This window comes from Pseudonocardia alaniniphila (genome assembly GCF_022524485.1).
Taxonomy (GTDB): domain Bacteria; phylum Actinomycetota; class Actinomycetes; order Mycobacteriales; family Pseudonocardiaceae; genus Pseudonocardia; species Pseudonocardia alaniniphila.
Window position 1 is genome coordinate 187,844 of sequence record NZ_JAKXMK010000013.1, and the last position, 24,784, is coordinate 212,627.

Sequence of the window (24,784 nt, forward strand, 5' to 3'; positions counted from 1 at the left end):
GGCCTCACATCCGGTGGCCGACGGTCTGTCGACCCACCCAGGGCACGGCACACCGGCCATCCAAGGTAAACACCGGATGACGTGCGGGGCTCCGGTAGGTGCCGGACCTCACTCGGCCGAACGCCGAGGCATCGGCTACGGAAAGGTCGGGCGTTCTGTCGGGGTGTGGCGGTAACATCGCAGGGTCCTCAGGCAGCAGAGTCCCAGCAGATGGAAAGCAGGCGGCACAGCCCTTGTCACATCCGGATCCCGTCCAGTCCCGCATGGCCGTTCCGGACACCGCTCTGCTCGCGCTGCTGGGTTCGCGCGACGAGAGCCTGCGCGTCGCCGAGGAGTTGCTCGACGCCGACGTCCATGTCCGAGGTAACGAGCTCACCCTCACCGGATCCCCGGCCGACGTGGCCTTCGCGGAGCGGGTGTTCACCGAGCTGATCATGCTCGCGGAGCGCGGGCAGCAGGTCTCCACCGACGCCGTGCGGCGCACCGTCGAGATGCTCGCCGACGGCGAGGCCGACGAGCGCGCCCGCATCGGGGAGTCGCCCGCCGAGGTGCTGAGCCTCGACATCCTGTCCCGGCGCGGCAAGACGATCCGGCCCAAGACGCTCAACCAGAAGCGCTACGTCGACGCCATCGACGCCCACACCATCGTCTTCGGCATCGGCCCGGCCGGCACGGGCAAGACCTACCTCGCCATGGCCAAGGCCGTGCAGGCGTTGCAGGCCAAGATGGTCAACCGGATCATCCTCACCCGGCCGGCCGTGGAGGCGGGGGAGCGGCTCGGCTACCTGCCCGGCACGCTCTACGAGAAGATCGACCCGTATCTGCGCCCGCTCTACGACGCGCTGCACGACATGATCGACCCCGAGTCGATCCCGAAGCTGATCGCTGCCGGCACCATCGAGGTGGCGCCGCTCGCGTACATGCGCGGCCGCACGCTCAACGACGCCTTCATCATTCTGGACGAGGCCCAGAACACCACGCCCGAACAGATGAAGATGTTCCTGACGCGGCTCGGGTTCGGCTCCAAGATCGTGGTCACCGGTGACGTCACGCAGGTCGACCTGCCCGGTGGCACCCGATCGGGGCTCAACGTCGTGCGCGACATCCTCGGCGACGTCGACGACGTCCACTTCTCGCTGCTGACCAGCACCGACGTGGTGCGCCACCGGCTGGTGGCCGACATCGTCGACGCCTACGCGCGCTGGGACGCCGGCAACGAGAGACCGAACCTGCGGGCGGCTGCGCCGCGCACAGGCCCGCCGCAGGACAGGCGGTCACGTCGGCGCTGAACACTGCCGTGCCGCGCCTGGTGGTTGCCCGGGGGACCCATCACCGACAAGATTCCCCTTCGTGAGGTTGTCCCGTCGCGCGGTCGTCGCGAGCACGTTCACGCTCCTGGTAGGACTGTCCATTGCCGTCCCGCCCGTGGCTGCGGCGGCGCCTGCACCGGCGCCCGCCCAGCCGGGGCTCGATCGTTTCCTGTCCCAGGAGCTGTCCTGGGGCCCCTGCACCGACTTCGCGCGCACGGATGCCGACCGGCAGACCTTCGCCGACCCCAAGTTCGACTGCACCTATCTCGAGGTGCCGCTCGACTATGCGAACCCGGACGGCAAGACCGCCAAGATCGCCATGCTCCGGCAGAAGGCGCTCGACCCGGCGGCCCGGATCGGCTCGCTGTTCACCGACCCGGGCGGCCCCGGTGGCTCGGGTGTGAGCTTCCTGCCGTCGATCGCCGGTCTGATCGGCAACGGCGAGGTGGCCCAGAAGTTCGACCTCATCGGGTTCGACCCGCGTGGTGTCGGTGTCTCCGAGCCCACGATCGACTGCTCCAACACCGCTGAGATCGATGCCGATCGCGCGGACCTCGATCTCGACACCTCGCCGGAGGGCGTCGCGAAGACCGAGCAGGAGTACAAGGACTTCGCGCAGCGGTGCGCCGACCGCGTGGGCCTCGACGTGCTCGCCAACGTGGGCACCCGCGACGTGGCCCGCGACCTGCAGATCGCCCACCAGGTGGTGGGCGACGAGAAGCTGAACTACGTCGGCTACTCCTACGGCACGCACATCGGCTCCGAGTTCGCCGAGCAGTTCCCGCAGTCGGTGCGCGCGATGGTGCTCGACGGCGCGGTCGACCCCTCGCTGAACCCTGTGGAGTCGCGGCTCACGCAGGCCCGTGGCTTCCAGCGGGCCTTCGACAACTTCGCCAAGGCCTGCGTCGGGCAGGCCGGATGCCCGCTGGGCACCGACGTGCCGGGCGCGTCGAAGAAGCTGCAGGACCTCCTGCGGCCGCTGATCAACACGCCGGTCCCGGCCGCGGGCGGGCGCACGCTGAGCTACAACGACGCCATGACCGGCGTGCTCACCGCGCTGTACTCCGAGTCGCTGTGGGGCTTCCTGCAGGAAGGGCTCGTGCAGGTGACGCAGGGCAACGGCGCCAACCTGCTGCGGCTGGCCGACGCCTACTACGAGCGGGCACCTGACGGCAGCTACAGCAATCTGCTGGAAGCCTTCCCGGTGATCAACTGCGTCGACTCCGACCGGCTTACCGACCGCAGCGTCGCGCTCGAGATCAGCAAGGAGTCGCTGGAGATCGCGCCGTTCTACGACGCGGGGGTCGGGCCGTCCGACGCGCTGGAGCAGTGCTCGTTCTGGCCGGTGCCGCCCACCAGCCAGCCCGGGCCCGTCGAGGCGCCGGGCCTGCCCACCGTGCTGGTCGTCTCCTCGACCGGCGACCCTGCCACCCCGTACGAGGACGGCGTGTCGCTGGCCAGGCAGATGAAGGCCCGGCTGCTGACCGTGGAGAACGACGGGCACACGGTGGCGCTCCAGGGGGCCAACGCCTGCGCGGATGCGGCCGCCACGCGCTACCTGGTGGATCTCACGCTCCCGGCGCAGGACACCACCTGCGCCCGGCAGACCGCACCCGGCGGTCAGCCGGCTCCTCAGGCCGGAGGCTGAGCCCCAGGCTCCACGGACGAGTGCTCCTGGCCCGGCGCGGAATCCGCGCCGGGCCAGGTGCGTCATGCGGGCAGGTAGCGGTCCACCATCGCGTTGCGGAACTTGCCTGCGGGGTCGTGCCGGCGCAGGAGCCGCTCCACGTCGGGCAGGCGTGGCCAGAGCGCCCGCACCGCGTCCGGCTCGATGCCGAACACCTTGCCCCAGTGCGGCCGCGCACCGAACGGCTCCAGCACCGCCTCAACGGCCGCCACCACCGGGAGCACCGCGGCCGTGTCGGCGACCCAGGTGAAGTGCACCGCGGCGCTGTCACGCTCGTGGGCGAGGGAGAGCCACAGGTCGTCGGCGGCGATCGAGCGGATCTCGCACACCTGCAGGACGGGCGCGATCGTGTCGCGTATCCGGTCGAGGGCGCGCAATGCGTCGACGAGCGAGCCGCGCGGAAGCAGATACTCCGACTGCAACTCCTCGCCGCTGCTCGGGGTGAACTCCAGCCGGAAGTGCGGCAGCCGCTCGTTCCACGGGCCGACCACGCCCAGTTGCGGCGTGCAGTGCCGCGGGTCGACCCCACGCACCATGTGCCGCGGGCCGTCGGCGCGGGTGCTGCCGAGCCAGCGCAACGGGGGCTCGGGGTCGGTGTCGCGCTGCTTGATCCACACCTGCTCGAAGCCCTCGCCCTCCCAGTAGGTGAAGAGGCTGACGCTGTACGCGGCCGCCAGCACCTCCTCGACGTCGTCGAACCCGCGCAGGCCCTCGTAGACCCATTGCCGCAGGTCGAAGGCCGGGCGCAGGTCGAGGGTGAATGTGGTGACGATGCCCAGCGCGCCGAGTGCGACGAGGGAGCCCGCGAACTCGGCATCACCCCGGCGCACCGTGCGCAGCTCGCCGTCGGCCCCCACCAGCTCGACGGCCGACACGGCTGTCGCGAGGGCGCCGTTTCCGTTCCCGGAACCGTGGGTGCCGGTCGAGCAGGCGCCCGCGATGGAGATGTGGGGCAGCGAGCCGAGGTTGGGAAGGGCGAAGCCTGCCGCGGTCAGCATTCCGGTCACCTCCCCGTACCGTGCCCCGGCCGAGACCGTGACGGTGGCGGCGTCCGGATCGATGTGCGCGATCTTCGGCAGGTCGGCGAGCGACACGAGGTCACCCGTCGTGTCGGCGATCGGGCTGAACGAGTGCCCGGTGCCCAGGGCCCGGATCCTGTCGCTCCCCGCCACCAGCTCCTGCAGCGCGGGAACGGAGTCCGGCCTGCGAAAGCTGCCGGCTCCGAAGACGATGTTGCCCGCCCAGTTCGTGACGGATGCGCTGGTGCCCATGCAGCCGAACCTACCCACGGCCACGGGCTAGGCTGGGCCCCTGTTCATCACCGGCCGGATCAGGGGTTAATCGGGTGTCGATCGAGGTTTGCAACGAGTCCGGCGTCACCGTGGACGAGTCGCTCATCGCCTCGGTGGCGCGCCACGCCCTCGACGCGATGCATGTCAACCCCGCAGCCGAGCTGAGCATCCTCGCCGTCACCACGGAAGTGATGAGCGAGTTACACGAGCGCTGGATGGACGAGCCCGGCCCCACCGACGTGATGTCGTTCCCGATGGACGAGCTCACCGAGGAGTCCCGACGGCCCGACGCCCCGGACATGGGGCCCGCGCTGCTCGGCGACATCGTGCTCTGCCCGGAGTTCGCCAAGGCGCAGGCCCGTCAGGCCGGCCACACGCTCTCCGACGAGCTGCACCTGCTCACCGTGCACGGCGTGCTGCACCTGCTCGGCTACGACCACGGCGAGCCCGACGAGGAACGCGAGATGTTCGCCCTGCAGAACAAGCTCCTCACCGACTGGCGCGCCGCCATCGCGGAGACCGCCGCTCGCGAGGCCCAGCGTCGCAGCGACGACGCAGTGCTCGGCACCGTCGGGCTCGAAGACAGCTGACGGCCTCATCATGAGCATCCCGCTGATCGTCATCGCGGTCCTGCTCGTCCCGCTCGCGGGCTTGTTCGCGGCTGCCGACGCTGCGCTCAACTCGGTCTCCCGAGCCCGGGTCGACGCGCTCGTCCGTGCGGGCCGGCCCGGATCGCGTGCGCTCGCCGCGGTCGTGGCCGACCGCCCGCGCCACGTCAACCTGCTGCTGCTGCTGCGACTCGCGGCCGAGGCCGCCGCCACCGTTCTGCTCACCGTGGCGCTGGTGGAGACCATGCAGCCCGTGTGGATGGCGGCGCTCATCGCCGGCGGGATCATGGTCGTGGTGAGCTACGTGTTGATCGGGGTCGGCCCGCGCACGCTCGGTCGTCAGCACCCGTATCGCGTCGGCATGATCGTCGCGGCGCCGATCCGCGCGCTCGCCACGTTGCTCGGCCCCCTCACGAAGCTGCTGATCCTCATCGGTAACGCCATCACCCCTGGTCAGGGGTTCCGGCAGGGCCCGTTCTCCTCCGAGGTGGAGCTGCGCGAGCTCGTCGACATGGCGAGCACCAGCGGCGTGGTCGACGAGGACGAGCGCCAGATGATCCACTCGGTGTTCGAGCTGGGCGACACGCTCGTGCGCGAGGTGATGGTGCCGCGGCCGGACGTGGTGTGGACCGAGCGCGACACGCCGGTCGAGAAGGTGCTCCGGCTGGCACTCAAGAGCGGCTACTCGCGGATCCCGGTGCTCGGCGAGAGCATCGACGACATCGTGGGCGTCGCCTACCTGAAGGACCTCGTCCAGGCCGTGCAGGGCGCAGGCTCCACCGGGCCCGACGACGAGGTCGACGCGCTGGAGAGCGTGATGCGGCCTGCGGTGTTCGTCCCCGACAGCAAACGCATCGACGAGCTGCTCAAGGAGATGCAGCGCACGCGCAACCACATGGCGATCGTCGTCGACGAGTACGGCGGCACCGCGGGTGTGGTCACGATCGAGGACATCCTGGAGGAGATCGTCGGCGAGATCACCGACGAGTACGACTCCGAGGAGGTGCCCGACGTCCAGGAGCTGGACGGTCGTAGGCTTCGGGTCTCGGCGCGCCTGCCGGTGGAGGATCTCGTGGAGCTGTTCCCCGGGGCCAACGGCGTCGACAGCCTGCTCAGCGACGTGCTGGAAGCCGCCGACGTCGACACGGTGGGTGGCCTGCTCGCCCAGCAGCTCGGCCGGGTGCCGCTTCCGGGCGCAGAGGCCGAGGTACCCGGGCTGCGGCTGCTCGCCGAAGGCGGAAAGGACGCCCGCGGCCGGATCCGAATCAACACCGTGCTCGTTGAGCCGGTGGAGGCGGGCGGGGACGACGAGGAACGGGACGATGCGGGCGCAGAACGCGCCGGCCGTCGGGAGGAGAGCGATGTCCGACCAGCGTGATTCGGGGGAGGCACTCGACCCTGAGGACGCCAAGATCGTGACGCTTGCCCGCTCGGCGCGTGCCCGCACGGGAGCTTCTGAGGGCGCTGCCGTGCGCGACACCGACGGCCGCACCTATTCCGCCACCTCGGTGGCGCTTCCGTCGCTGTCGCTCACCGCGCTGCAGGCAGCGGTCGCCGCCGCCGTGTCGAGCGGCGCCCCCGGGCTGGAGGCCGCCGCGGTCGTCACCGCGTCCGACTCGATCGACGGCGCATCACTTGCCGCCGTCCGCGATCTCGCTCCCGCCGCCCATCTCCTGCGCGCCGACCCCACCGGCGCCGTCCGGCACATCCACCGCCCGCAGACCCCCACCACACAGGTCCCGGCCTCGCAGACTTCCACGGAGACTTCCGCATGACCTTCCCCGCCACACCGAGGTTCGACGTCGTCGTGGTCGGCGGCGGCATCGTCGGCCTCGCCACCGCCCACGCCGTGGCCCGCACGGGTCGCTCGGTCGCCGTGCTCGAGCGCGAGCCGCGCCTCGCCACCCACCAGACCGGCAACAACTCCAACGTCATCCACTCCGGGCTCTACTACGCCCCGGGCGGCCTGAAGGCGCGCCTCGCCGTGGCCGGCTGCGCGGAGACCGTGGCGTTCTGCCGCGAGCACGACCTGCCCCACCAGGTCACCGGCAAGCTCGTCGTCGCCACCGAGCCCGAGGAGCTGCCGCGGATGGCGGAGCTCGCCCGGCGCGGCGCCGCCAACGGGGTGGAGGCGCACGAGCTCGACCAGGCGGAGATGCGCCGGCACGAGCCGCACGTCCGCGGGATCGCCGCTCTCTACGTGCCGTCCACCGGCATCTGCGACTACCGCGCCGTCGCGGAGAAGCTCGGCGAGCTTGTCGCGAAGGAGGGCGGCGAGATCCAGCTCGGCCGCTCGGTGCTGCGGCTGGTGCGCCGCCGTGAGGACGTCGTCGTGCGCACCGACGGCACCGACCTGCTGGCCAAGCAGGTGGTGGTCTGTGCCGGGCTGCGCGGCGACGAGCTGGCGAAGGCCTCCGGCGCCGACCCGGGTGTTCGGATCATCCCCTTCCGCGGGGAGTACGCGGGCTTCAGCGCCCGGGCCGCAGAGCTGGTCAAGGGCCTGATCTACCCGGTGCCCGACCCCGCGTTCCCGTTCCTGGGCGTGCACGCCACGCGCGGGATCGACGGGCACGTCCACGCCGGCCCGAACGCCGTGCTGGCGCTGGCGCGCGAGGGGTACTCGTGGGGCACGATCAAGCCGAAGGAGCTGGCCCAGTCGCTGGCCTACCCGGGCATGATGCGGCTGGCCCGCAAGCACTGGCGCTACGGGCTCGGTGAGGTGCACCGCTCGCTGTCGAAGAAGGCCATGGTTCAGCAGATCCAGCGGATGCTGCCGGACGTGCAGGCCGAGGACCTCACGCCCTCGGGCGCGGGCGTGCGTGCCCAGGCCGTGAAGCCGGACGGCTCGCTCGTCGACGACTTCCTGTTCGTCGCGCAGGGCGGCGCCGACGGTGAGCGCGGCGCGGGCTCCGTCCTCTACGTGCTCAACGCGCCCTCGCCCGCTGCCACCGCGGCGATGCCGATCGGCCGGGAGATCCTCGAGCGCCTCACGGGTGAGCGGATCGCCCCGCTCAACGCGGCATGACGGCACCGACCGCGCGGGGCGCACGGTGACCGACGGGTTCGCGTCGGTTCCCGATGGCTTCCGATCGGGGTTCGCCTGCTTCGTCGGACGTCCCAACGCCGGCAAGTCGACGCTGACCAACGCCCTGATCGGCTCGAAGATCGCCATCACGTCGAGCAGGCCGCAGACCACCCGCCACGCGATCCGCGGCATCCTGCACCGGCCCGACGCGCAGCTCGTGGTGGTCGACACCCCGGGCCTGCACAAGCCGCGCACGCTGCTGGGCAGCCGGCTCAACGACGTCGTCCGCGAGACGTGGGCCGAGGTCGACGTGATCGGTTTCTGCGTGCCGGCCGATGCCCCGGTGGGCCGGGGCGACGAGTTCATCGTGAACGAGCTGCGGTCGGTCGCCGGTCGCACGCCCGTGCTCGGCATCGTCACCAAGACCGACATCGCGCGGCCCGAGCAGATCGCCGAGCGGCTCACGCAGCTCTCCGGGCTCATGGACTTCGCCGAGGTGCTGCCGTGTTCCGCGGTCGACGGGTTCCAGGTCGACCTGCTCTCGGATCTCCTCGTCGCCCGGCTGCCGGAGGGGCCGCCGCTCTACCCGGACGGCGAGCTCACCGACGAGCCGGAGGAGACGCTGGTCGCGGAGCTGATCCGGGAGGCCGCACTGGAGGGCGTGCGCGACGAGATGCCGCACTCGATCGCCGTGGTGATCGAGGAGATGGTGCCACGCGAGGGCAGGCACGAGAAGGCCGCGCCCATGCTGAACATCCACGCCAGCATCTACGTGGAGCGCCAGAGCCAGAAGGGCATCATGATCGGCAAGGGCGGGGAGCGGCTCCGCCAGGTGGGCACCGACTCCCGCCGCCAGATCGAGGCGCTGCTCGGCACGAAGGTGTTCCTCGACCTCCACGTCAAGATCGCGAAGGACTGGCAGCGCGATCCGCGTCAGCTCCGCAAGCTCGGGTTCTGACCGTCCGCCAGGCGGGTACGGCAGCGCGGACGGCGAGCTCGGCGGCGGCGAGCAGTAGGGCGAGCACGGCGTAGAGCACGCCGGACGCGACCAGGCCGGAGGCGGGGTTGCCGTCCACAGGGTCGGTGACCCAGGAGAGAACGGCGGCAGCCGCCAGCGGCACGGCGAGCACGAGCAGAGGCGAGCGCACGCGGGTCCGGAGCAGGAACAGCACGGCCATCGCCGCGAGCACGAACAGCCCGGACGCTCCCCAGGCCGGCGGGACGACGGGACTCGGCACCCATCCCCGCGTCACCCCCGAGAGCAGAACCAGACCGGTGCACGTCAGGCCCGACATGCCTGCGACCCCTGTCGCGATCAGCCGTCGTGGTCGCACTGTGGCGGTCGCAGACCAGCCGACGACGCCGGTGAGGAGCACGAGGGCGAGGAGCAGCGGCCAGGCCGCCGTGTAGCCGGCGAGCAGCGTCATGCCGGTGGTCACCCGCTCGCCACCGAGCACGGCCACGGTCGGACCAGGCAGCGCGAGCTCGACGGCGACGGCCACCGCGAGTGAGGTCACGAGCACCGCACCGGGCAGCCGCAGCCGCCGGGAGGCGTGCAGCCCGGCCGGCAGCGCCCCGAGCAGCGCCAGCCCAGCGGCGTCCAGAAGACCGACCAGCGGATGTCCGAGCCCGAGGAGCAGCCCGCCGACCAGGAGCAGGTGTGCGGCGCCACCGGCGGCGGACCTGAGCAGAACCGCAGCGTGACCGGTCATCGGGGTCCCAGCCCTTCGCGCAGCGTGGACAGCACTCGCGGCCACGAGTCGGCGGCTGCATGCGCGTTCGCCTCCGGTGTCCCGCCACCGGCCAGCGAACCGTAGGCAGGCGACGCCAGCACCGTCGGGAACGGGCCGGCGTACGGCGCGCCGACGAAGAAGTGCCCCGCGTCCGCGTACGAGCGGTGCTCGTGCCGATGTCCATGGCCGCGCGCCTCCAGTCGCCTGAGTGCGACGTCGGACATCGGCGAGCTGGGCCAGAGCCGGTCGTCGCCGCCGGAGAGCAGCAGCACCGGGCCGTCGGTCCGTTCGACCGGGATCGTCGCCGCCGCCATCGCCTCGGGCCCCGTGGCCAGGACGTCCGGCCAGGAACCGGCGACGTCGGCGGTCGGCGTGCCGAGCATGATCGACCGCAGATAGCGCCAGAACGCGGCTGCCCCGTAGGCGGGCGCGAGGTTCGGCATGTCCGCGCCCGCGTACGTCCATGCCGGGGGGAGCCGTCCGCCTGTGAACCCGGACGTCGGCAGGCCGGCGTAGCCCAGGCCGCTCCCGACGTACGACACCACAGCCCCGACCTGCGGGAACGTCGCACCCAACCAGAGGGCGAGCTCTCCTCCCCGCGAGGCGCCGATCACCCCGACCCGGCCGTCGGCGACGTCGGGACGTGCGCTGAGCCAGGTGATCGCGTGCCCGAAGTACTCCAGCGGGATCCGCACCAGCTCACCCGGCAGCCCGTCGGCGCCGAAGTACGCCAGCGCCAGCGTGGCGAAACCGCGTGAGGCGAGCAGACCGGCGACGCCGTTGTCCGGCACCCCGCCCTCGGATCCGCCGAGCAGGAGGACACCGGGGTGTGGCCCTGGGCCTGCCGGCGTGTGCAGCACCCCGACGAGCCCGTCCTCACGGACCGGCCGGGTGACCACATCAGGCGCAACGAACCGTTGGACGACCTGTGTGGACGCAACCGGCTCACCGTCCGCCTGAGCCGTCAGCTGCACGGTGACCGCAGGCTCCGCGGTCACCGGAAACGCCGGACCGGGCGCGGCGCCGTCGGCGAGCGTCATCGACCGGAAGAGCCCCATCGCGTCGACGCCGGAGTACGTGCCGGTCCGCGGGGCCTGCGTGTCCACGGACACCGTGCCGCCCGGCCCCGCGGTGAAGGTGGCGTGCGCCAACCATGGACGGCCGAGATCGTCGACCCGGCGGGCCCAGAGCGTGACGTCCTCTCCTGCGGCGAGGCCGTGAACCGTGATCGGGACCCGCTCGTCGGCGAGCACGTCCGCAGCACCCACCGCGATCGTGGCGCCTGCGGGCGCCTGCCCGGGTGCACCGGCCGAGCACGCGACCGCGGCGAGCGCCAGCACGATCGCCCCCGCGACGATCCGCATGATCCGCATGACGTGAAGCCTGGGGGCACGCCGGAGACGCCGGAAGTGCGTCGTGTCGTGTGCCCACCCGTGTCACCTGTCATGTCCCCGCCCGCAGGTCTTCCGCGCGCGCGGCCGGTGCCCGACCATCGGGTCGTGGGCGCGCAGCGCGAGGGCACCTCCCGGCTCCGGCTGTACTGGCGGATCTCCGTGGTGATCAACCTGCCGTTCTTCGGCTATCCGATCTACGACCTGGTCGTCGGCGAGCACAGCACCGGCGTGATCGTGGCGGCCGCTACCGGCCTCGGTGTGTTCGTGACGCTGTATCTCCCCACCGTCCTCACCGGACCCTTCCGGTCGCCATGGGAGCCGGACCCGACGCCGCGGGTCGTCGCGTGCGCGCTGGTCGGGGTCGCCATGGCCCTGAGCATGGGGTCGACCTGGGCGACACTGCTCATCTACACAGCCCAGGTCACCGGTGCCGCCATCCGGCGCCCGCGCGCTGTCGTGGCGGTCGTGCTCGTCGCCGTGCTCGCCGGCGCGAGCCAGTGGTGGTCGGCAGCCGGGCTGCTCGTGGTGGCATGGGAGGCCGGATATGCGGTGGTGGTGGGGTTCTACGCCATGGCGTTCGGCTGGGTCGCCGATACCTTCCGGGAGCTCGACCGCGCGCGTTCGGAGCTCGCTCGCCTCGCCGTCGCCGAGGAGCGGCTCCGCTTCGCCCGCGATCTCCACGACCTGCTCGGCCACAGCCTCTCTGTGATCGCGCTGAAGAGCGAGCTGGCGACACGGCTGCTGGACCGCGACCTGGGGCGTGTGGGCGCCGAGGTTCGCGACATCGAGGCCGTCAGCCGGGAGGCGCTGGCCGAGGTCCGCGCCGCCGTCAGCGGGTACCGAGGATCGGTCGACCTGGCCGCCGAGCTGCGCAGTGCCCGGTCCGCGCTCGCCGCAGCGGGCGTAGCGGCGGAGATCGACGAGCCCGGCCCTCCGTTGCCGCCCGACGTGGATGCTCTGCTGGCCTGGACCGTCCGTGAGGGCACCACCAACATCGTCCGGCACTCGGGGGCAGGCAGGGCGTCGATCCGGCTGCGCACCGACGACGGTGGGGCAGAAGTGGAACTGCTCGACGACGGCTCAGGGAGCCAGTGCGACGACGCTGCGCCGGAAGGCAACGGGCTGCACGGTCTCGCCGAGCGGATCACGGCGGCGTCGGGCGCGCTCGAAGCGGGGACGGCTCCCGGTGGCGGATTCCGGCTGGCGGTGCGGGTGCCGCGGGCCCGATCCGGACCGGAGGTGGCGAGATGAGGGCGGCACGGTGCGGATCCTGATCGCGGAGGACCAGGCGATGGTCCGCGGTGCGCTGGTGGCGCTGTTGGAGCTCGAAGACGATGTGGAGGTCGTCGCTCAGGTCGCGCGGGGTGATGACGTGGTTCCCGCCGCCCGAGCGACCGAGCCGGACCTCGCCCTGCTCGACATCGAGATGCCAGGCGGTAACGGTCTCACGGCGACGGCCGCGCTCACCGCGGCGCTTCCCGGGTGCCGCGTCGTCGTGCTCACGACGTTCGGACGCGCGGGTTATCTCCGCCGGGCCATGAGCGCGGGCGCGTCCGGCTTCCTGCTCAAGGACGCTCCCTCCACCGAGTTGGCCAGGGCGCTGCGCAGGGTGCTCGGCGGGGAGCGGGTGGTGGACCCGGGTCTCGCCGCACTCGCCCTCAGCGATGGGGAGAACCCGCTGACCGACCGCGAGCGTGACGTGCTGCGAGCCGCTGCCTGCGGGGCGCCGGTGGGCGACGTCGCCGGTAGGCTGTTCCTGTCCCGCGGCACCGTCCGCAACCATCTCTCCTCGGCGATCCGCAAGACCGGCACGCGGACCAGGATCGAGGCGGCCCGTGCGGCGGAGGAGCGTGGCTGGCTGTAGCCCTCACGCACCGCCCGTGTCGAGCAGGCCGGTCAGCACCCGGGGCAGTACGCCGTCGAGCATGTCGGTGTCCCGGGGTGGGGCAGGGGACGGGTCGGCGAACGCCGCGGCGAGGTGGGGGTGCCGCCCGGCGGTCACCACCGAGGCGAGGAACTCCGCCTGCGCCTCGTGCCATTCCGTCGTGCGTCCGCCCAGCTCCTTCTCGGTCCGCACGAGTAGCGCAACGAAGCCGTTGAGCAGGGCGAAGGCTTCCATCTTGGCCCTGGCCGGCGCGCCGAGACCCTGCATCGTGGTCAGCGCGTGCTCCAGGACGTCCACGGTGTTCGGGCCGAGGGCGACGCGCCCCGGAGAGATGTCGAGCATCCACGGGTGGCGCCGGTAGACGTCCCTGAGCCCGTGGGCCAGCGCGATGAGGTCGGCGCGCCAGTCGCCCGACGGGGGCCGGGAGAGGTCGATCTCCCCGGCGGCGGCGTCGGCCATGAGCTCCAGCAGCTCGTCGCGCGTCTCGACGTAGCGGTAGAGCGATGCGGCGCCTGCACCGATGGCCGCGGCGACCTTCCTCATGGAGACGGCGTCGAGACCGCCCTCGTCGGCGAGCTCCACCGCGGCCGCGGCGATCCGGGCCCTGCTGTGCTCGGGTGCGGGGCCCCGGCCTGACCGTTCCTGGCGCAGCCAGATGCTCCGGGCCATGGCGCCTCCTTTGCGAACAGTGTACCCAGTCGGTTACCCTCCTACTGCGAACACTGATTGCAGTATGGGAGGACTGATGACAGTTGCAGTGGTAGCAGAGGGCCTCGTACGGGCGTACGGCCCGGTGCGGGCGCTCGACGGGCTCGATCTCGAGGTCGCTCGCGGCAGCGTGTGCGCCGTGCTCGGGCCCAACGGGGCAGGCAAGACCACGGCCATCCGCGTGCTGGCCACCCTCACCGTGCCCGACGCCGGACGCGCCGCGGTGCTCGGCCACGACGTCGTGCGGGACGCCGCGGCGGTGCGCGCCTCGATCGGCCTCGCCGGGCAGCACGCCGCCGTGGACGACGATCTCACCGGCCGCGAGAACCTGGAGATCCTCGGCCGGATGCAGCACCTCGGCCGCCGCGGCGCCCGGAAACGCGCCGATGAGCTGCTGGACCGCTTCGATCTCGCAGACGCCGCCGATCGGCTGGTCAAGACCTGGTCAGGCGGAATGTCCAGACGGCTCGACCTGATCGCGAGCGTGGTCGTCGCGCCGCCCGTGCTGTTCCTGGACGAGCCGACGACCGGTCTCGACCCGGGCAGCCGCACCGAGATCTGGACGACGGTCCGCGAACTGGTGGCCGCCGGCACCACGGTGCTGCTCACCACCCAGTACCTGGAGGAGGCCGACCGGCTGGCCGACGACATCGTGATCGTCGACGGTGGACGCGCGGTCGCCACCGGCAGCCCGGACGTCCTCAAGGACTCGATCGGCGTCCGCGTCGACGTCCTGGTCGAGGCTCCTGCCGAGCTGCCCGCCGCCGCGGCCGCGATCGCTGCGTACACCCGTGGCGAGCCGGAGATCGACGAGGCGTCCCTGCGGATCAGCGCACCGGTCGCCGCGGCGGCCGTCACCGTGCCCAGCGTCGTGCGCATGCTCGACGCGGCAGGCGTGGCAGTGCTCGACGTCGGCATCCGCCGTCCGACGCTCGACGAGGTGTTCCTGCACCTCGTCGGCCGCCGGTCCCGGCAGGAGGAGGCAGCGGCATGAGCACCATCCCCATGGCCCCCACCCGCTCCCGCCCGGCCGTGGACGGCGCCGCGGCTGCCGCGCGTGTGCTCTTGAAGCTGCGCCACGACCCGGCCGGGATCGTCATCACTCTCTCCGCACCGGTCGTGCTCGTGCTCGTGTTCGGCTACATCTTCGGCAGCGCCATCGCCGTGCCCGGCTCGGGCGACTACCGCGAGTTCCTCGTGCCCGGGCTGTTCGCCACCACCGCGTTCAACATCATCCCGTCGATGATCACGATGGCGCGCGACAGCGGCCGCGGTGTCGTCGACCGGTTCCGCTCGATGCCGATCTCGCGGGTCGCGGTGCCGTTCGGGCAGGCGGCGGCGACCGTGGTCTACGGGGTGCTCTGCCTGCTGCTGATGGCCGTCTGCGGCCTGCTGGTCGGCTGGCGGATCCAGACCGGGATCGCACCGGCGCTCGCTGCGCTGGGTCTGCTGGTGGCGTTCCAGTTCGCGGCCACCTGGATCGGCATGTTCCTGGGGTTGCTGATCGGGAAGGAGGAGACGGCGGGGCAACTGTCGGCGCTCGTCCTACCCGTGGTGATGCTGTCGAACGTCTTCGTCCCGACGGCAGGGATGCCGGCCTGGCTGCGGACGATCGCCGACTGGAACCCGGTCAGCGCGCTGGCGGCGGCCGTCCGCGAGCTCTGCGGCAACCCCACGGCACCGACGAACGGGGCGTGGCCGTTGGAGCATCCCGTGGTCGCCTCGCTGGGCTGGACGGCGCTTCTCCTGCTGGTGTTCGTGCCGCTCTGCACGGCCCGGTACGCGCGGCCGCACGCCTGACCGCCGTAGGCTTGCGCGGTGAGCCTCTACCGCGACACCGGCCTGGTGCTGCGGGTGCAGAAGCTCGGCGAGGCCGACCGCATCGTCACGCTGCTCACCCGCCGCCGTGGCAAGGTGCGCGCTGTGGCCAAGGGGGTTCGGCGCACGAGGTCGCGGTGGGGCGCGCGGCTCGAGCCGTTCAACCACGTCGACGTGCAGTGCTACACCGGCCGCTCGCTCGACATCATCACTCAGGCCGAGACCGTCGACGCGTTCGGCGTGGGCATCGTCGGCGACTACTCCCGCTACACAGCGGGCTGCGCCATCCTCGAGACGGCCGACCGGCTCGTCGCAGAGGAGGGCGAGCCTGCGATGCGGGTGTACCTGCTGCTGGTGGGGGCGATCCGCGCCCTGTCTGGCCGCGAGCGCGACCCGTCGCTCGTGCTGGATGCGTTCCTGCTGCGCGCGATGACGCACGCCGGATGGGCCCCCGCGATCAACGACTGCGCGCGCTGCGCCGAGCCCGGCCCGCACACGGCGTTCAACATCGCCGCCGGTGGGGCCGTGTGTCCGCGCTGCCGCCCACCCGGCTCGGTCATGCCGTCGCGGGAGACGTTCGCGCTGCTCGATGCCCTGTTGCACGGCGACTGGGACACCGCGGACGCTGCCGCACCGGCCACCCGCCGCGACACCAGCGGGCTCGTGGCCGCGCACCTGCAGTGGCACATGGAGCGGCAGCTGAGGTCGTTGCCGCTGGTGGAGCGACGTTCGTTCACGCCTCCGGCGGAGTCACGAACCCGCAGCGCCGACTCGGAGCCTGTGGCGGCCGACGGTCGAGCGTGACGAGCGGGGCGTCGAGCAACTCGGGCGTAGTGCAGAGCATTGGCAAGCAGCTGGCCTGCCTGCCGGAAGGGTGGTTGCAGTGAGCACCTACACAGTCCAGGCGAAGCGATGGGCGCGTGGCTGGGAGCTCCACATCGTCGATGCTGACGGCGCTGAGGTCGGCGCTACCCAGTCACGCACCATCGCCGGTGCCGACCGCATGGTGCGTGACTACCTCGCACTGCTGTACGACGCCGATCCTGGCAGCTTCGAGTTCGACATCCGCCCGGATCTCGGCGCCGGCGTGGCTGCCGAGGTCGAGCAGGCGCGAAGTGCGACACGGGAGGCCGAGCAGGCGCAGAAGGATGCGGCGAGGCGCTGGAGCGCGCTTGCCCATCACCTCAAAGAGAGGGTCGGCCTCACCGGCGGAGACGTCGCGGCAGTACTCGGCGTGTCCCCACAGCGGGTGTCACAGCTGACGAAGTCAGCAGGCTGACAGCGGACGAACCGCCCCTCTCCGCATCGTGCCGAGAGGGCTCGTCGCTGGTGAGATCAGCGAGAGGGCCTCGGGGTGGCTCACTCGCCACGGACGTTGCGCAGGGCCTCGACAATGTCATCCGACGATGCCGAGCCGCGGTAGGTCCGTGCACGTTCCCGAACCTGGGCCCACCAGTCGTCCGGACGGGGTGTGGTGGCCAGCTCAGCGAGCGCTGCGAGCAGGTATTCCTGCAGCGACTGCCCGCTGCGCTCCGCTCGCGCGGCCAGCTCGCGCCGGACGTGCTCGGGGACGTTGCGGACGGTGATCGCGGTCACGCATGCAATCTAGCCGCACGCGATCAGGCCGCCGGGAGCTCATAGAGGCGCACGGCGTTGTCGGCGTCGCGTACCCCTGGTGCACACCCCGCTGATGGTGAGGGGGTGTGCTGCATCAGGAGCCCAGGTAGCGCAGGATCGCCAGCACCCGCCTGCTGTACCCCGCCGCCTCGGCGATCCCGAGCTTCCCGAAGATCGACGCCACGTGCTTCTCCACGGCACTCACGGACATGCGCAGCCGCTCCGCCGCACCGGCGTTCGTCAGCCCTTCGGCCATGGCGTCGAGGACGTCACGCTCGCGGGGGGTGAGGCGGGCGAGCGGGTCGGCACGGGTGCCGCGGGCGAGCAGTTGGCGCACCACCTCCGGGTCGAACGCCGCCCCGCCCGCGCCGACGCGTTCGAGCGCGTCGAGGAACTCGCCGACCTGGGCCACCCGGTCCTTGAGCAGGTAGCCGACCTTCGCTCCCTCGTCGCCGATGAGCTGCGCGGCGTGCCGCCTCTCCACGTACTGGGAGAGCACCAGCACCCCGACGGCCGGCCAGCGTCGGCGGATCTCCAGCGCCGCGACGATCCCCTCGTCGCTGTGCGTCGGCGGCATCCGGACGTCGGCGACCACGACGTCGGGACGGTCCTTCTCGACGGCGCCGAGGAGCGCGCGGGCGTCCCCGACCGCGGCCACGACCTCGTGCCCTTCGTCGGCGAGCAGCCGGACGAGCCCTTCACGAAGAAGGGCCGAATCCTCGGCGATGGTGACGCGCAGGCTCATGCGGTCCTTCCGGGGAGCACCGCGTGCGCGGGCTCGACGACGGGCAGGTGCGCCGCGATCAGCGTGCCGGCGCCGGGCGGGCTCTCCACCGTCAGCTCGCCGTCGACGGCGGCCACCCGGCGCGCCAGGCCGGCCAGGCCGATGCCCGCGGGGTCGGCGCCGCCGCACCCGTCGTCGCGGATGCTGACGTGCAGCGCGGAGGCCATGGTCCCCACCTCGATCGTCACGGCCGTGGCTCCGGAGTGCTTCGCCGCGTTGGTGACGGCCTCGCAGGCGACGAACCATGCGGCGGCCCGTACGGCGGCGGGAGGCTCGGTCGCGAGCGTGCAGGTGATCCGCACCGGGAGCGGCGCCCGTTCGGCCACGGACTCGAGGGCGGCGCCAAGACCCTCGGTGTCCAGCGCCGCCGGATAGACCCGCCACGAGACGTCCCGCAGTTCGACGAGGGCCCGCTGCGCCTCCTCGTGCGCCTGCGCAACGAGTTCGGCGGCGCGGTCGGGGTGGCGGCGCGCCCTGCCGAGCAGCATGCCGAGGGCGACGAGCCGCTGCTGCACGCCGTCGTGGAGGTCGCGCTCGATGCGCCTGCGCTCGTCGTCGACGGCGGCGACGACGGCATCGCGGGTGCTCGCCAGTTCGACGACGCGCCGGGTGAGCTGCTCCTCCCGCGACGGCGCGAGCAGCCGGGCGAGCAGCGCCCGCTCCCACCGGACGGCGACCGCCGCCCCGGCGATGCCGAGGTAGAGCAGCACCACCCCGGAAGCGGCGTAGTAGAGGACGATCTCGCCGGTGACCACGGCGGCAGGTGGCCCGTCCAGGACCCACGGTGTGCCGCTGATCCAGGACCACAGGAGCGTGATCGCGAACCCCGTGCCCCCGACGAGCAGGGCGATCACGATCCCGCCCAGGAAGGCCACGGGCAACCGGGCGCCCAGGTAGCGCAGCGCCCGCGGGGCCGACGGTGCGGCGGTCGCCGCGCCGACCCCGCCGAGCCATGTCGTTACGCGGGAGCGCTCGACGCCGGCCAGGCGGCTCGCCACTGCGGCCACGGACAGCCGGGCGGCGGGGACGAGCAGGGCGATCGCGGCCGGCAGCAGGAGAAGTACGTGAGCGGCGGCCGTCAGGGCACAGAGGGCGAGCCCGGCGCCCATCCGGGCGGCCCGCCTGATCGTCCCCACGATCGGGAGGCTACTGGTGGGGGCCACGCCGCATCGGCGGCCCGACCGGTCCGGGACGAACGGCGGGGATCCGCTCGGTGACGGCGACGGCGTCGATCACCGGGATCTGCTCGGTGGGGCTCTCGGAGAGGGGGACCTCCTCGACGTCCTGCTTGCGCCGGGCGACCCGCTTCGCGACGAAGATGGCCACAGCCAGCACGATCGCCACGAGCACCACCTTCGAGGCGATTCCCGCGTACTGCTCGACGATGTGCCAGTTCTCCCCGAGGGTGTAGCCGGCCATCACGAACGCGGTGTTCCAGATCAGGCTGCCGGCCGTTGTGAGCCCGGCGAACAGGAGCGGGTTCATCCGCTCGACGCCCGCCGGCACCGAGATGAGGCTGCGCACCAGCGGCACCATCCGGCCGAGGAACACGGCCTTGTTGCCGTGCCGGGCGAACCACTCCTCCGCCTTGTCGACGTCACGCAGGTTCACGAGCGGCATGCGATCGACGACCGCGCGCAGCCGGTCCCGGCCGAGCGCGGCGCCGATCCCGTACAGCGCCAGCGCCCCGACGAGCGAGCCGAGCGTGGTCCACACGATCGCGGCGACGACGCTCATCTCGCCACGGGCCGCGGCGAAACCTGCGAGCGGGAGGAAGACCTCGCTGGGGAGCGGGGGGAACACGTTCTCTAGGGCGATGGCGAGTCCGACGCCGGGAGCGCCGAGGGCGTCCATCAGGGCGACGACCCAGCCCACCACGCCATCGAGCTCAGGAGGGGAGACCATGCCGATGATGGTAGGAAAGTCCGTTCCGCCCGGAACTGGGGCGCTCGCCGGATGCACCCTGCGGTCGCCCTCACCCCCCTCCGTAGGGTGGCCAGCCATGGCACGTTTCCAGCCCCCGCCACCGCATCCGTCGGGCGCACGGCCCCCCGCCATCCCCCGTGAGCTGGTTCCGAACCACGTCGCGCTCGTCATGGACGGCAACGGCCGCTGGGCCAACGCCCGGGGGTTGCCCCGCATCGAAGGGCACCGGCGCGGCGAGGCCTCGCTCATGGACGTCGCCCGTGGAGCGATCGACATCGGCGTCCGCTGGCTCTCCGCCTACGCCTTCTCCACGGAGAACTGGAAGCGCAGCCCCGACGAGGTGCGGTTCCTCATGGGCTTCAACCGCGACGTCATCCGCCGCCGCGTCGACGAGATGGACGCGATGGGCGTCCGGGTCCGGTGGGCGGGACGGCGGCCCCGGCTGTGGCGTTCGGTGATCAAGGAGCTGGAGATCGCCGAGGAGAAGACGAGGCACAACGACGTCCTGACGCTCACCATGTGCGTCAACTACGGCGGGCGCGCCGAGATCGCCGATGCCGTACGGAAGGTCGCGCAGCTCGCCGTCGACGGCCGGATCCGCCCGGACAAGATCGACGAGCGCACGATCGCCCGCTACCTCGACGAGCCGGATATGCCGGACGTCGACCTGTTCGTGCGCTCGTCGGGCGAGCAGCGCACGTCGAACTTCCTGCTCTGGCAGTCGGCCTACGCGGAGATGGTCTTCCTCGACACCCTCTTCCCCGACTTCGACCGCCGCCATCTCTGGGAGGCGATCGAGATCTACGCACGCCGCGACCGCCGCTTCGGCGGGGCGCTCGACAAGCCGGGAGCGGCGTCGTGAGCGGCCGCTCGATCCCCGAGATGCTCGGCATCGCACGGCAGGCGCTGGAGCGCTTCCACGACGTCACCACCGACGACGACGGCGCACTCACCTTCGCCCACGGCGGGGTCGTCTGCGCTCTGCAAGGGCTGGAACTGGAGGAAGGCCTGCCGGTCCTCAACCTCACGTGCGTGGTGGCCTGGGACCTGCCGGTGGAGTCGGACGTGCCCACGCGCGTCGCGCTCGGCGCAGGAGAGGGACTCTTCGGCACCCCGCGGGTGATCCGCGGCCAGAACGGCTGGGATGTGACCTTGCGCTACGCCTTCCCGGCGAGCGGACTCGACGAGAAGGCGATGGGCACGCTGCTGATGCTGGTGGTGAGCAGCGCATCGAGCATGCGAGCGGAGCTCACGAGCGAGCAGAGCAGTGTGGAGCCGTAGGGCTGCCTGTCCGGGTGTCTCCGGAGCGCTACGGCTCCACAGTGCTGCGGGCTTACGTGGAGAGGTGGACCAGCGGGAGGCTGTTGAGCTTCTGCGGCGATAGCTTTCCGGCTGTTGCCAGTACTCGCGTCTGGGTCTCCTGCATCTTGCTGTCCACCAGCGCACTGAGGGCGTAGGCCACGCGGCCGAGCAGGCGCACCGTCGTGTCGTCCACGAGGGGGCGCGGCGCCGAGACCACCGCGACACCGGTGGGCCTGCCGTCGTCGCCCTGCGCCGCGCCGATCGTGAACGACTCGCGCGGGTTGACGTGCCGTGAGGCGTAGTGGTCCCGGAGCTTCTTGATCATCCCGTGGAACTCGCGGACGTCGCCGTCGAGTTCGAGCAGGCCGAGATCGGCGTCGGACAGGACGCCCGCCCGCCCGGAGAAGCAGCGGACGTAGCCGATCAGGGCGCCCGTCCACAGTGCCTCGACGAGGGCGGGGTCCGGCTGCGGGGGCGCCAGCACGCTGACCAGGTGCTCGCAGCAGCGCAGCACGTACTGGAGATCCTCGAACACCGCCGCGAGGCCCGCCAGCTCCGCGGGCTCGGAACCGTCCAGCCTCCGCACGGTGCTCGGTGCGGTGGCCGTGGCCGCCCCGTTGCTACCCGCCACGTCGTCCGCCATGAGCGCCTCCTCGCGTTCCGCTGCGGACGCTAGCGGCCGCGGGGCGTGGCGGATGTGTCGTTCTGAGACGGACGTCAGCGCGCGGCGCCGCAGTCCTTGCAGAGGCCGAAGATCTCCGCCGTGTGGCTGAGCTCGACGAACCCGTGGGTCTCGGCCACCCGCTGTGCCCAGCTCTCCACGTCGGGACCCTCGATCTCCACCGTGTGGCCGCAGCGGCGGCACACCAGGTGGTGGTGGTGATCAGCGGTGTCGCATCGGCGATACACGGCCTCGCCCGTGCCGGTGCGCAGGACGTCGACCTCGCCACCGTCGGCGAGCGTCTGGAGCGTGCGGTAGACGGTGGTGAGCCCGATGCCCTCGCCGAGCCTGCGGAGCTCCTCGTGGATCTCCTGGGCCGAGCGGAAGTCGTCGAGCCGGTCGAGCAGCGCGGACACAGCGGCCCGCTGCCGCGTCGCCCGTAGCGCCCGTGTCGTGGGCGCCTGCCCCGTCGTACTCATCGGACCCCCTCCTCCACGTGAGCCACCGCGTCCACGACGATGTGGGCGAGGTGGTCGTCGACCAGCGAGTAGACCACCTCGCGGCCCTGCCGATCGCCCCGGACCACACCCGCCGACTTGAGTACCCGCAGGTGCTGGCTGATCAGCGGTTGTGTGACCCCGAGCGCGTCCACGAGATCGTGCACGCACCGGTTGGACTCCAACAGCTGGAGCACGATCGCGATCCGCACCGGTGCGGCGAGCGCGCGCAGCAGGTCGCCGGCCTCCGCGAGTGTTCGGGGGGTGCGGACGGGCGCGGGGGCCGCGGTGCGGTGCGCGGTGGTATGAGTCGTAGTGTTCGCTGCCGTCTGGTCGTCGACCTGGGCGTACGCGGCCTCCCCCGTGGACGCGTTTGCCCGCCCGGCACCAGCGACGATCGACATTGGTCCCCATCCCCGGAAGCGGCGGCCACGCCCCCCGGTGGTCCAGCTCTCCGGCGGCCGCACCTCCATCGTAGGCGTGTGGTGGCATGCTCCGTTCGTGCTGCTCGTCTGCCGGTTCGTCGCCGATTCTCCCGCACCTGCGTTCCTCGCGCGTGCCCGCCGGGCATTGGAGCTGCTCACATCGGCCGACGGCTGCCTCGGCGGGGAGCTGGGCCGTTCGGTCGACGAGCCTCACCACTGGGTGCTGGCAGTCCGATTCGTCTCAGTGGACGCCTACCGCCGCGCACTCTCCCCGTTCGAGGTGCGGGAGCACGTGATTCCCCTGCTCGCGGAGGCGCTGACGGACACCCCGTCGACCTTCGAGACCCTCCTGACGGCACAGAAGGGAAAGACCCAGGAGCACGAAAGCCTCCTGTCGTAGTCCTCGCAGACGCAGCGGGCTCGTCGCAGACGCCCGGGCCCCTGCGAGGAGCACGGCGTGTCTGCGAGGGCCGGTGCCGGACCGCATCCGCCGCGCGTTCGCCCACGGCTGAGGCGTCCTCGCAGAGCCTCGGCCTTTCGCGCAGCAGCCGAGGCTTCTGCGACGACGATCAGCCGTCTGCGACGACGGCGCGGAAACCCGCTCGGGCTCGGTCGCTACCCTGAAGGTTCGTTCCTCCGTCGCCCCGCCCAGGAGTACAGCCCCGTGGCCAGCAAGCCGAGCTCCGCCAAGATCGACACCATCGTCGCGCTCGCGAAACGGCGCGGATTCGTCTTCGCGTCGGGTGAGATCTACGGCGGTACGCGGTCGGCCTGGGACTACGGGCCCCTGGGCGTCGAGCTCAAGGAGAACATCAAGCGGCAGTGGTGGAGGAGCATGGTCACCGGCCGCGACGACGTCGTGGGCCTCGACAGCTCCGTGATCCTCCCGCGCGAGGTCTGGGTGGCCTCCGGCCACGTCGGCGTCTTCACCGATCCGCTGGTGGAGTGTCTGAGCTGCCACCGCCGGTTCCGCGCCGACCAGCTGGCCGAGGAGTACGCCGAGCGCACGGGCAAGGAGGTCTCCGAGGACGACCTCTCCGACGTGCCCTGCCCCAACTGCGGCACGCGCGGCCAGTACACCGAGCCGCGCGACTTCAACATGATGCTCAAGACCTACCTCGGCCCGGTGGAGTCCGAGGAAGGCCTGCACTACCTGCGCCCCGAGACGGCGCAGGGCATCTTCGTCAACTTCCTCAACGTGCAGACGACGTCGCGGAAGAAGCCGCCGTTCGGCATCGGCCAGATGGGCAAGAGCTTCCGCAACGAGATCACGCCCGGCAACTTCATCTTCCGTACGCGCGAGTTCGAGCAGATGGAGATGGAGTACTTCGTCGAGCCGGGCACCGACGAGAAGCTGCACCAGTACTGGATCGACGAGCGCACCAACTGGTACGTCGACCTCGGCATCTCCCCCGAGAACCTGCGCCAGTACGAGCACCCCAAGGAGAAGCTCTCCCACTACTCGAAGCGCACCGTCGACATCGAGTACCGGTTCGGCTTCACCGGCTCGGAGTGGGGCGAGCTCGAAGGCATCGCCAACCGCACCGACTTCGACCTCACCACGCACTCCAACCACTCCGGCGTCGACCTGTCGTTCTACGACCAGGCGTCGGGCACGCGGTACCGGCCGTACGTGATCGAGCCGGCAGCAGGCGTCGGGCGTTCGATGATGGCGTTCCTCGTCGAGGCCTACACCGAGGACGAGGCGCCCAACGCCAAGGGTGGCGTCGACAAGCGGGTGGTGCTGCGGCTGGACCGGCGGCTCGCGCCCGTCAAGGCCGCGGTGCTGCCGCTCTCGCGCAACGCCGAGCTGTCGCCCAAGGCCCGCGATCTGGCCGCGGTGCTGCGCAAGCACTGGAACGTCGAGTTCGACGACGCCGGCGCGATCGGTCGCCGCTACCGCCGCCAGGACGAGATCGGCACACCGTTCTGCATCACCGTCGACTTCGACACCCTCACCGACCAGGCCGTCACCATCCGAGAGCGCGACTCGATGGGGCAGGAGCGGGTGGCCCTGGACCAGGTCGAGAGCTACCTGGCCGCCCGCCTGCTGGGCTGCTGACCCAACCCTCTGCACGAGCGGCGCGCCCGTCCGGATCCATCGGACGGGCG

Annotated in this window: 28 protein-coding genes; 17 read left to right on the forward strand and 11 right to left on the reverse strand. The window is 71.7% G+C overall.

Annotated features, from left to right (window positions below):
- The first annotated feature begins 263 nt into the window (after positions 1-263).
- Positions 264-1,289, forward strand: coding sequence for a PhoH family protein (locus MMF94_RS17315; protein ID WP_241037841.1), 1,026 nt, complete (start codon positions 264-266; stop codon positions 1,287-1,289).
- Between the two features lie 61 nt (positions 1,290-1,350).
- The gene (locus MMF94_RS17320) at positions 1,351-2,958 is read left to right on the forward strand and encodes an alpha/beta hydrolase (RefSeq protein ID WP_241037842.1); all 1,608 of its coding nucleotides are present in this window, start codon (positions 1,351-1,353) and stop codon (positions 2,956-2,958) included.
- 62 nt (positions 2,959-3,020) lie between these two features.
- Here MMF94_RS17320 and MMF94_RS17325 read toward each other — a convergent pair whose 3' ends face one another.
- Positions 3,021-4,268 carry an FAD-binding protein gene (locus tag MMF94_RS17325; protein WP_241037844.1) on the reverse strand — a complete coding sequence of 416 codons (1,248 nt, stop codon included), beginning with the start codon at positions 4,266-4,268 and terminating at the stop codon, positions 3,021-3,023.
- Between the two features lie 74 nt (positions 4,269-4,342).
- Between MMF94_RS17325 and ybeY the strand changes: the two genes are divergently transcribed.
- The 5 genes from ybeY to era are packed head-to-tail and all read left to right on the forward strand — an operon-like array spanning position 4,343 to position 8,880.
- Positions 4,343-4,879 (forward strand): rRNA maturation RNase YbeY, encoded by a 537-nt coding sequence (ybeY, locus tag MMF94_RS17330; RefSeq protein ID WP_241037845.1) that lies wholly within the window; start codon positions 4,343-4,345, stop codon positions 4,877-4,879.
- A gap of 10 nt (positions 4,880-4,889) precedes the next feature.
- Positions 4,890-6,275, forward strand: coding sequence for a hemolysin family protein (locus MMF94_RS17335; RefSeq protein WP_241037846.1), 1,386 nt, complete (start codon positions 4,890-4,892; stop codon positions 6,273-6,275).
- On the forward strand, positions 6,259-6,672 hold the full coding sequence (locus tag MMF94_RS17340) for a cytidine deaminase (RefSeq protein WP_241037847.1): 414 nt from the start codon (positions 6,259-6,261) through the stop codon (positions 6,670-6,672). Before MMF94_RS17335 ends, MMF94_RS17340 begins: the two co-directional genes overlap by 17 nt.
- Complete coding sequence (lhgO, locus tag MMF94_RS17345) at positions 6,669-7,922, forward strand: L-2-hydroxyglutarate oxidase (RefSeq protein ID WP_241037848.1); 1,254 nt, start codon at positions 6,669-6,671, stop codon at positions 7,920-7,922. Before MMF94_RS17340 ends, lhgO begins: the two co-directional genes overlap by 4 nt.
- 25 nt (positions 7,923-7,947) lie before the next feature.
- Positions 7,948-8,880: a GTPase Era gene (era, locus tag MMF94_RS17350; RefSeq protein ID WP_241037849.1), complete on the forward strand. Its 933-nt coding sequence runs from the start codon at positions 7,948-7,950 to the stop codon at positions 8,878-8,880.
- Here the strand turns inward: era and MMF94_RS17355 are convergent.
- Both MMF94_RS17355 and MMF94_RS17360 read right to left on the reverse strand, forming a co-directional pair.
- Entirely contained in the window at positions 8,822-9,634 is an 813-nt protein-coding gene (locus MMF94_RS17355; protein ID WP_241037850.1) for a hypothetical protein, read from the reverse strand. The two genes, era and MMF94_RS17355, sit on opposite strands and share 59 nt — an antisense overlap.
- A complete protein-coding gene (locus MMF94_RS17360) occupies positions 9,631-11,028 on the reverse strand; it encodes an acyl-CoA thioesterase/bile acid-CoA:amino acid N-acyltransferase family protein (RefSeq protein ID WP_241037851.1) in 1,398 nt (465 codons plus the stop codon). The genes MMF94_RS17355 and MMF94_RS17360 overlap by 4 nt, the downstream gene beginning before the upstream one ends.
- A 126-nt stretch (positions 11,029-11,154) precedes the next feature.
- On the opposite strand from MMF94_RS17360, the gene MMF94_RS17365 reads away from it, so the two are divergent.
- Together MMF94_RS17365 and MMF94_RS17370 are read left to right on the forward strand one after the other, a co-directional pair.
- A complete protein-coding gene (locus MMF94_RS17365; protein ID WP_241037853.1) occupies positions 11,155-12,300 on the forward strand; it encodes a sensor histidine kinase in 1,146 nt (381 codons plus the stop codon).
- Positions 12,301-12,310: 10 nt separating this feature from the next.
- Positions 12,311-12,913: a response regulator transcription factor gene (locus MMF94_RS17370; RefSeq protein ID WP_277398752.1), complete on the forward strand. Its 603-nt coding sequence runs from the start codon at positions 12,311-12,313 to the stop codon at positions 12,911-12,913.
- 3 nt (positions 12,914-12,916) lie between these two features.
- Here MMF94_RS17370 and MMF94_RS17375 read toward each other — a convergent pair whose 3' ends face one another.
- On the reverse strand, positions 12,917-13,603 hold the full coding sequence (locus MMF94_RS17375) for a TetR/AcrR family transcriptional regulator (protein ID WP_241037855.1): 687 nt from the start codon (positions 13,601-13,603) through the stop codon (positions 12,917-12,919).
- A 76-nt stretch (positions 13,604-13,679) separates the two neighbouring features.
- Here MMF94_RS17375 and MMF94_RS17380 point away from each other — a divergent pair, with 76 nt between their 5' ends.
- The 4 genes from MMF94_RS17380 to MMF94_RS17395 all read left to right on the forward strand — a co-directional run bounded on the left by MMF94_RS17380 (position 13,680) and on the right by MMF94_RS17395 (position 16,739).
- Entirely contained in the window at positions 13,680-14,636 is a 957-nt protein-coding gene (locus tag MMF94_RS17380) for an ATP-binding cassette domain-containing protein (protein ID WP_241037856.1), read from the forward strand.
- Positions 14,633-15,442: an ABC transporter permease gene (locus MMF94_RS17385; RefSeq protein ID WP_241037857.1), complete on the forward strand. Its 810-nt coding sequence runs from the start codon at positions 14,633-14,635 to the stop codon at positions 15,440-15,442. Before MMF94_RS17380 ends, MMF94_RS17385 begins: the two co-directional genes overlap by 4 nt.
- 18 nt (positions 15,443-15,460) lie before the next feature.
- Positions 15,461-16,264, forward strand: coding sequence for a DNA repair protein RecO (gene recO / locus MMF94_RS17390; protein ID WP_241037858.1), 804 nt, complete (start codon positions 15,461-15,463; stop codon positions 16,262-16,264).
- Positions 16,265-16,343: 79 nt separating this feature from the next.
- Complete coding sequence (locus tag MMF94_RS17395) at positions 16,344-16,739, forward strand: hypothetical protein (RefSeq protein WP_241037859.1); 396 nt, start codon at positions 16,344-16,346, stop codon at positions 16,737-16,739.
- An 80-nt stretch (positions 16,740-16,819) separates the two neighbouring features.
- Here MMF94_RS17395 and MMF94_RS17400 read toward each other — a convergent pair whose 3' ends face one another.
- The 4 genes from MMF94_RS17400 to MMF94_RS17415 form a co-directional block, all read right to left on the reverse strand.
- Positions 16,820-17,056, reverse strand: a complete 237-nt coding sequence (locus MMF94_RS17400) for a FitA-like ribbon-helix-helix domain-containing protein (protein ID WP_241037860.1) — start codon at positions 17,054-17,056, stop codon at positions 16,820-16,822.
- A 115-nt stretch (positions 17,057-17,171) separates the two neighbouring features.
- The gene (locus MMF94_RS17405) at positions 17,172-17,816 is read right to left on the reverse strand and encodes a response regulator (protein ID WP_241037884.1); all 645 of its coding nucleotides are present in this window, start codon (positions 17,814-17,816) and stop codon (positions 17,172-17,174) included.
- 2 nt (positions 17,817-17,818) lie between these two features.
- Positions 17,819-18,997, reverse strand: coding sequence for a sensor histidine kinase (locus tag MMF94_RS17410; protein ID WP_241037861.1), 1,179 nt, complete (start codon positions 18,995-18,997; stop codon positions 17,819-17,821).
- A 10-nt stretch (positions 18,998-19,007) separates the two neighbouring features.
- Positions 19,008-19,766, reverse strand: a complete 759-nt coding sequence (locus MMF94_RS17415; RefSeq protein ID WP_241037862.1) for a DedA family protein — start codon at positions 19,764-19,766, stop codon at positions 19,008-19,010.
- Positions 19,767-19,863: 97 nt separating this feature from the next.
- Between MMF94_RS17415 and MMF94_RS17420 the strand changes: the two genes are divergently transcribed.
- Positions 19,864-20,649 carry an isoprenyl transferase gene (locus MMF94_RS17420; RefSeq protein ID WP_241037864.1) on the forward strand — a complete coding sequence of 262 codons (786 nt, stop codon included), beginning with the start codon at positions 19,864-19,866 and terminating at the stop codon, positions 20,647-20,649.
- Between the two features lie 20 nt (positions 20,650-20,669).
- A complete protein-coding gene (locus tag MMF94_RS17425; RefSeq protein ID WP_241037886.1) occupies positions 20,670-21,068 on the forward strand; it encodes a hypothetical protein in 399 nt (132 codons plus the stop codon).
- A 52-nt stretch (positions 21,069-21,120) separates the two neighbouring features.
- Here the strand turns inward: MMF94_RS17425 and MMF94_RS17430 are convergent, their stop codons facing one another.
- The 3 genes from MMF94_RS17430 to MMF94_RS17440 form a co-directional block, all read right to left on the reverse strand.
- Complete coding sequence (locus MMF94_RS17430) at positions 21,121-21,732, reverse strand: hypothetical protein (protein ID WP_241037866.1); 612 nt, start codon at positions 21,730-21,732, stop codon at positions 21,121-21,123.
- Positions 21,733-21,806: 74 nt separating this feature from the next.
- Entirely contained in the window at positions 21,807-22,229 is a 423-nt protein-coding gene (locus tag MMF94_RS17435; RefSeq protein WP_241037867.1) for a Fur family transcriptional regulator, read from the reverse strand.
- Complete coding sequence (locus MMF94_RS17440) at positions 22,226-22,651, reverse strand: ArsR/SmtB family transcription factor (protein WP_241037868.1); 426 nt, start codon at positions 22,649-22,651, stop codon at positions 22,226-22,228. The genes MMF94_RS17435 and MMF94_RS17440 overlap by 4 nt, the downstream gene beginning before the upstream one ends.
- A 97-nt stretch (positions 22,652-22,748) precedes the next feature.
- Between MMF94_RS17440 and MMF94_RS17445 the strand changes: the two genes are divergently transcribed.
- Together MMF94_RS17445 and MMF94_RS17450 are read left to right on the forward strand one after the other, a co-directional pair.
- Complete coding sequence (locus MMF94_RS17445; protein ID WP_241037869.1) at positions 22,749-23,072, forward strand: antibiotic biosynthesis monooxygenase family protein; 324 nt, start codon at positions 22,749-22,751, stop codon at positions 23,070-23,072.
- A gap of 264 nt (positions 23,073-23,336) precedes the next feature.
- Positions 23,337-24,734, forward strand: coding sequence for a glycine--tRNA ligase (locus MMF94_RS17450; RefSeq protein WP_241037870.1), 1,398 nt, complete (start codon positions 23,337-23,339; stop codon positions 24,732-24,734).
- Positions 24,735-24,784: the final 50 nt, after the last annotated feature.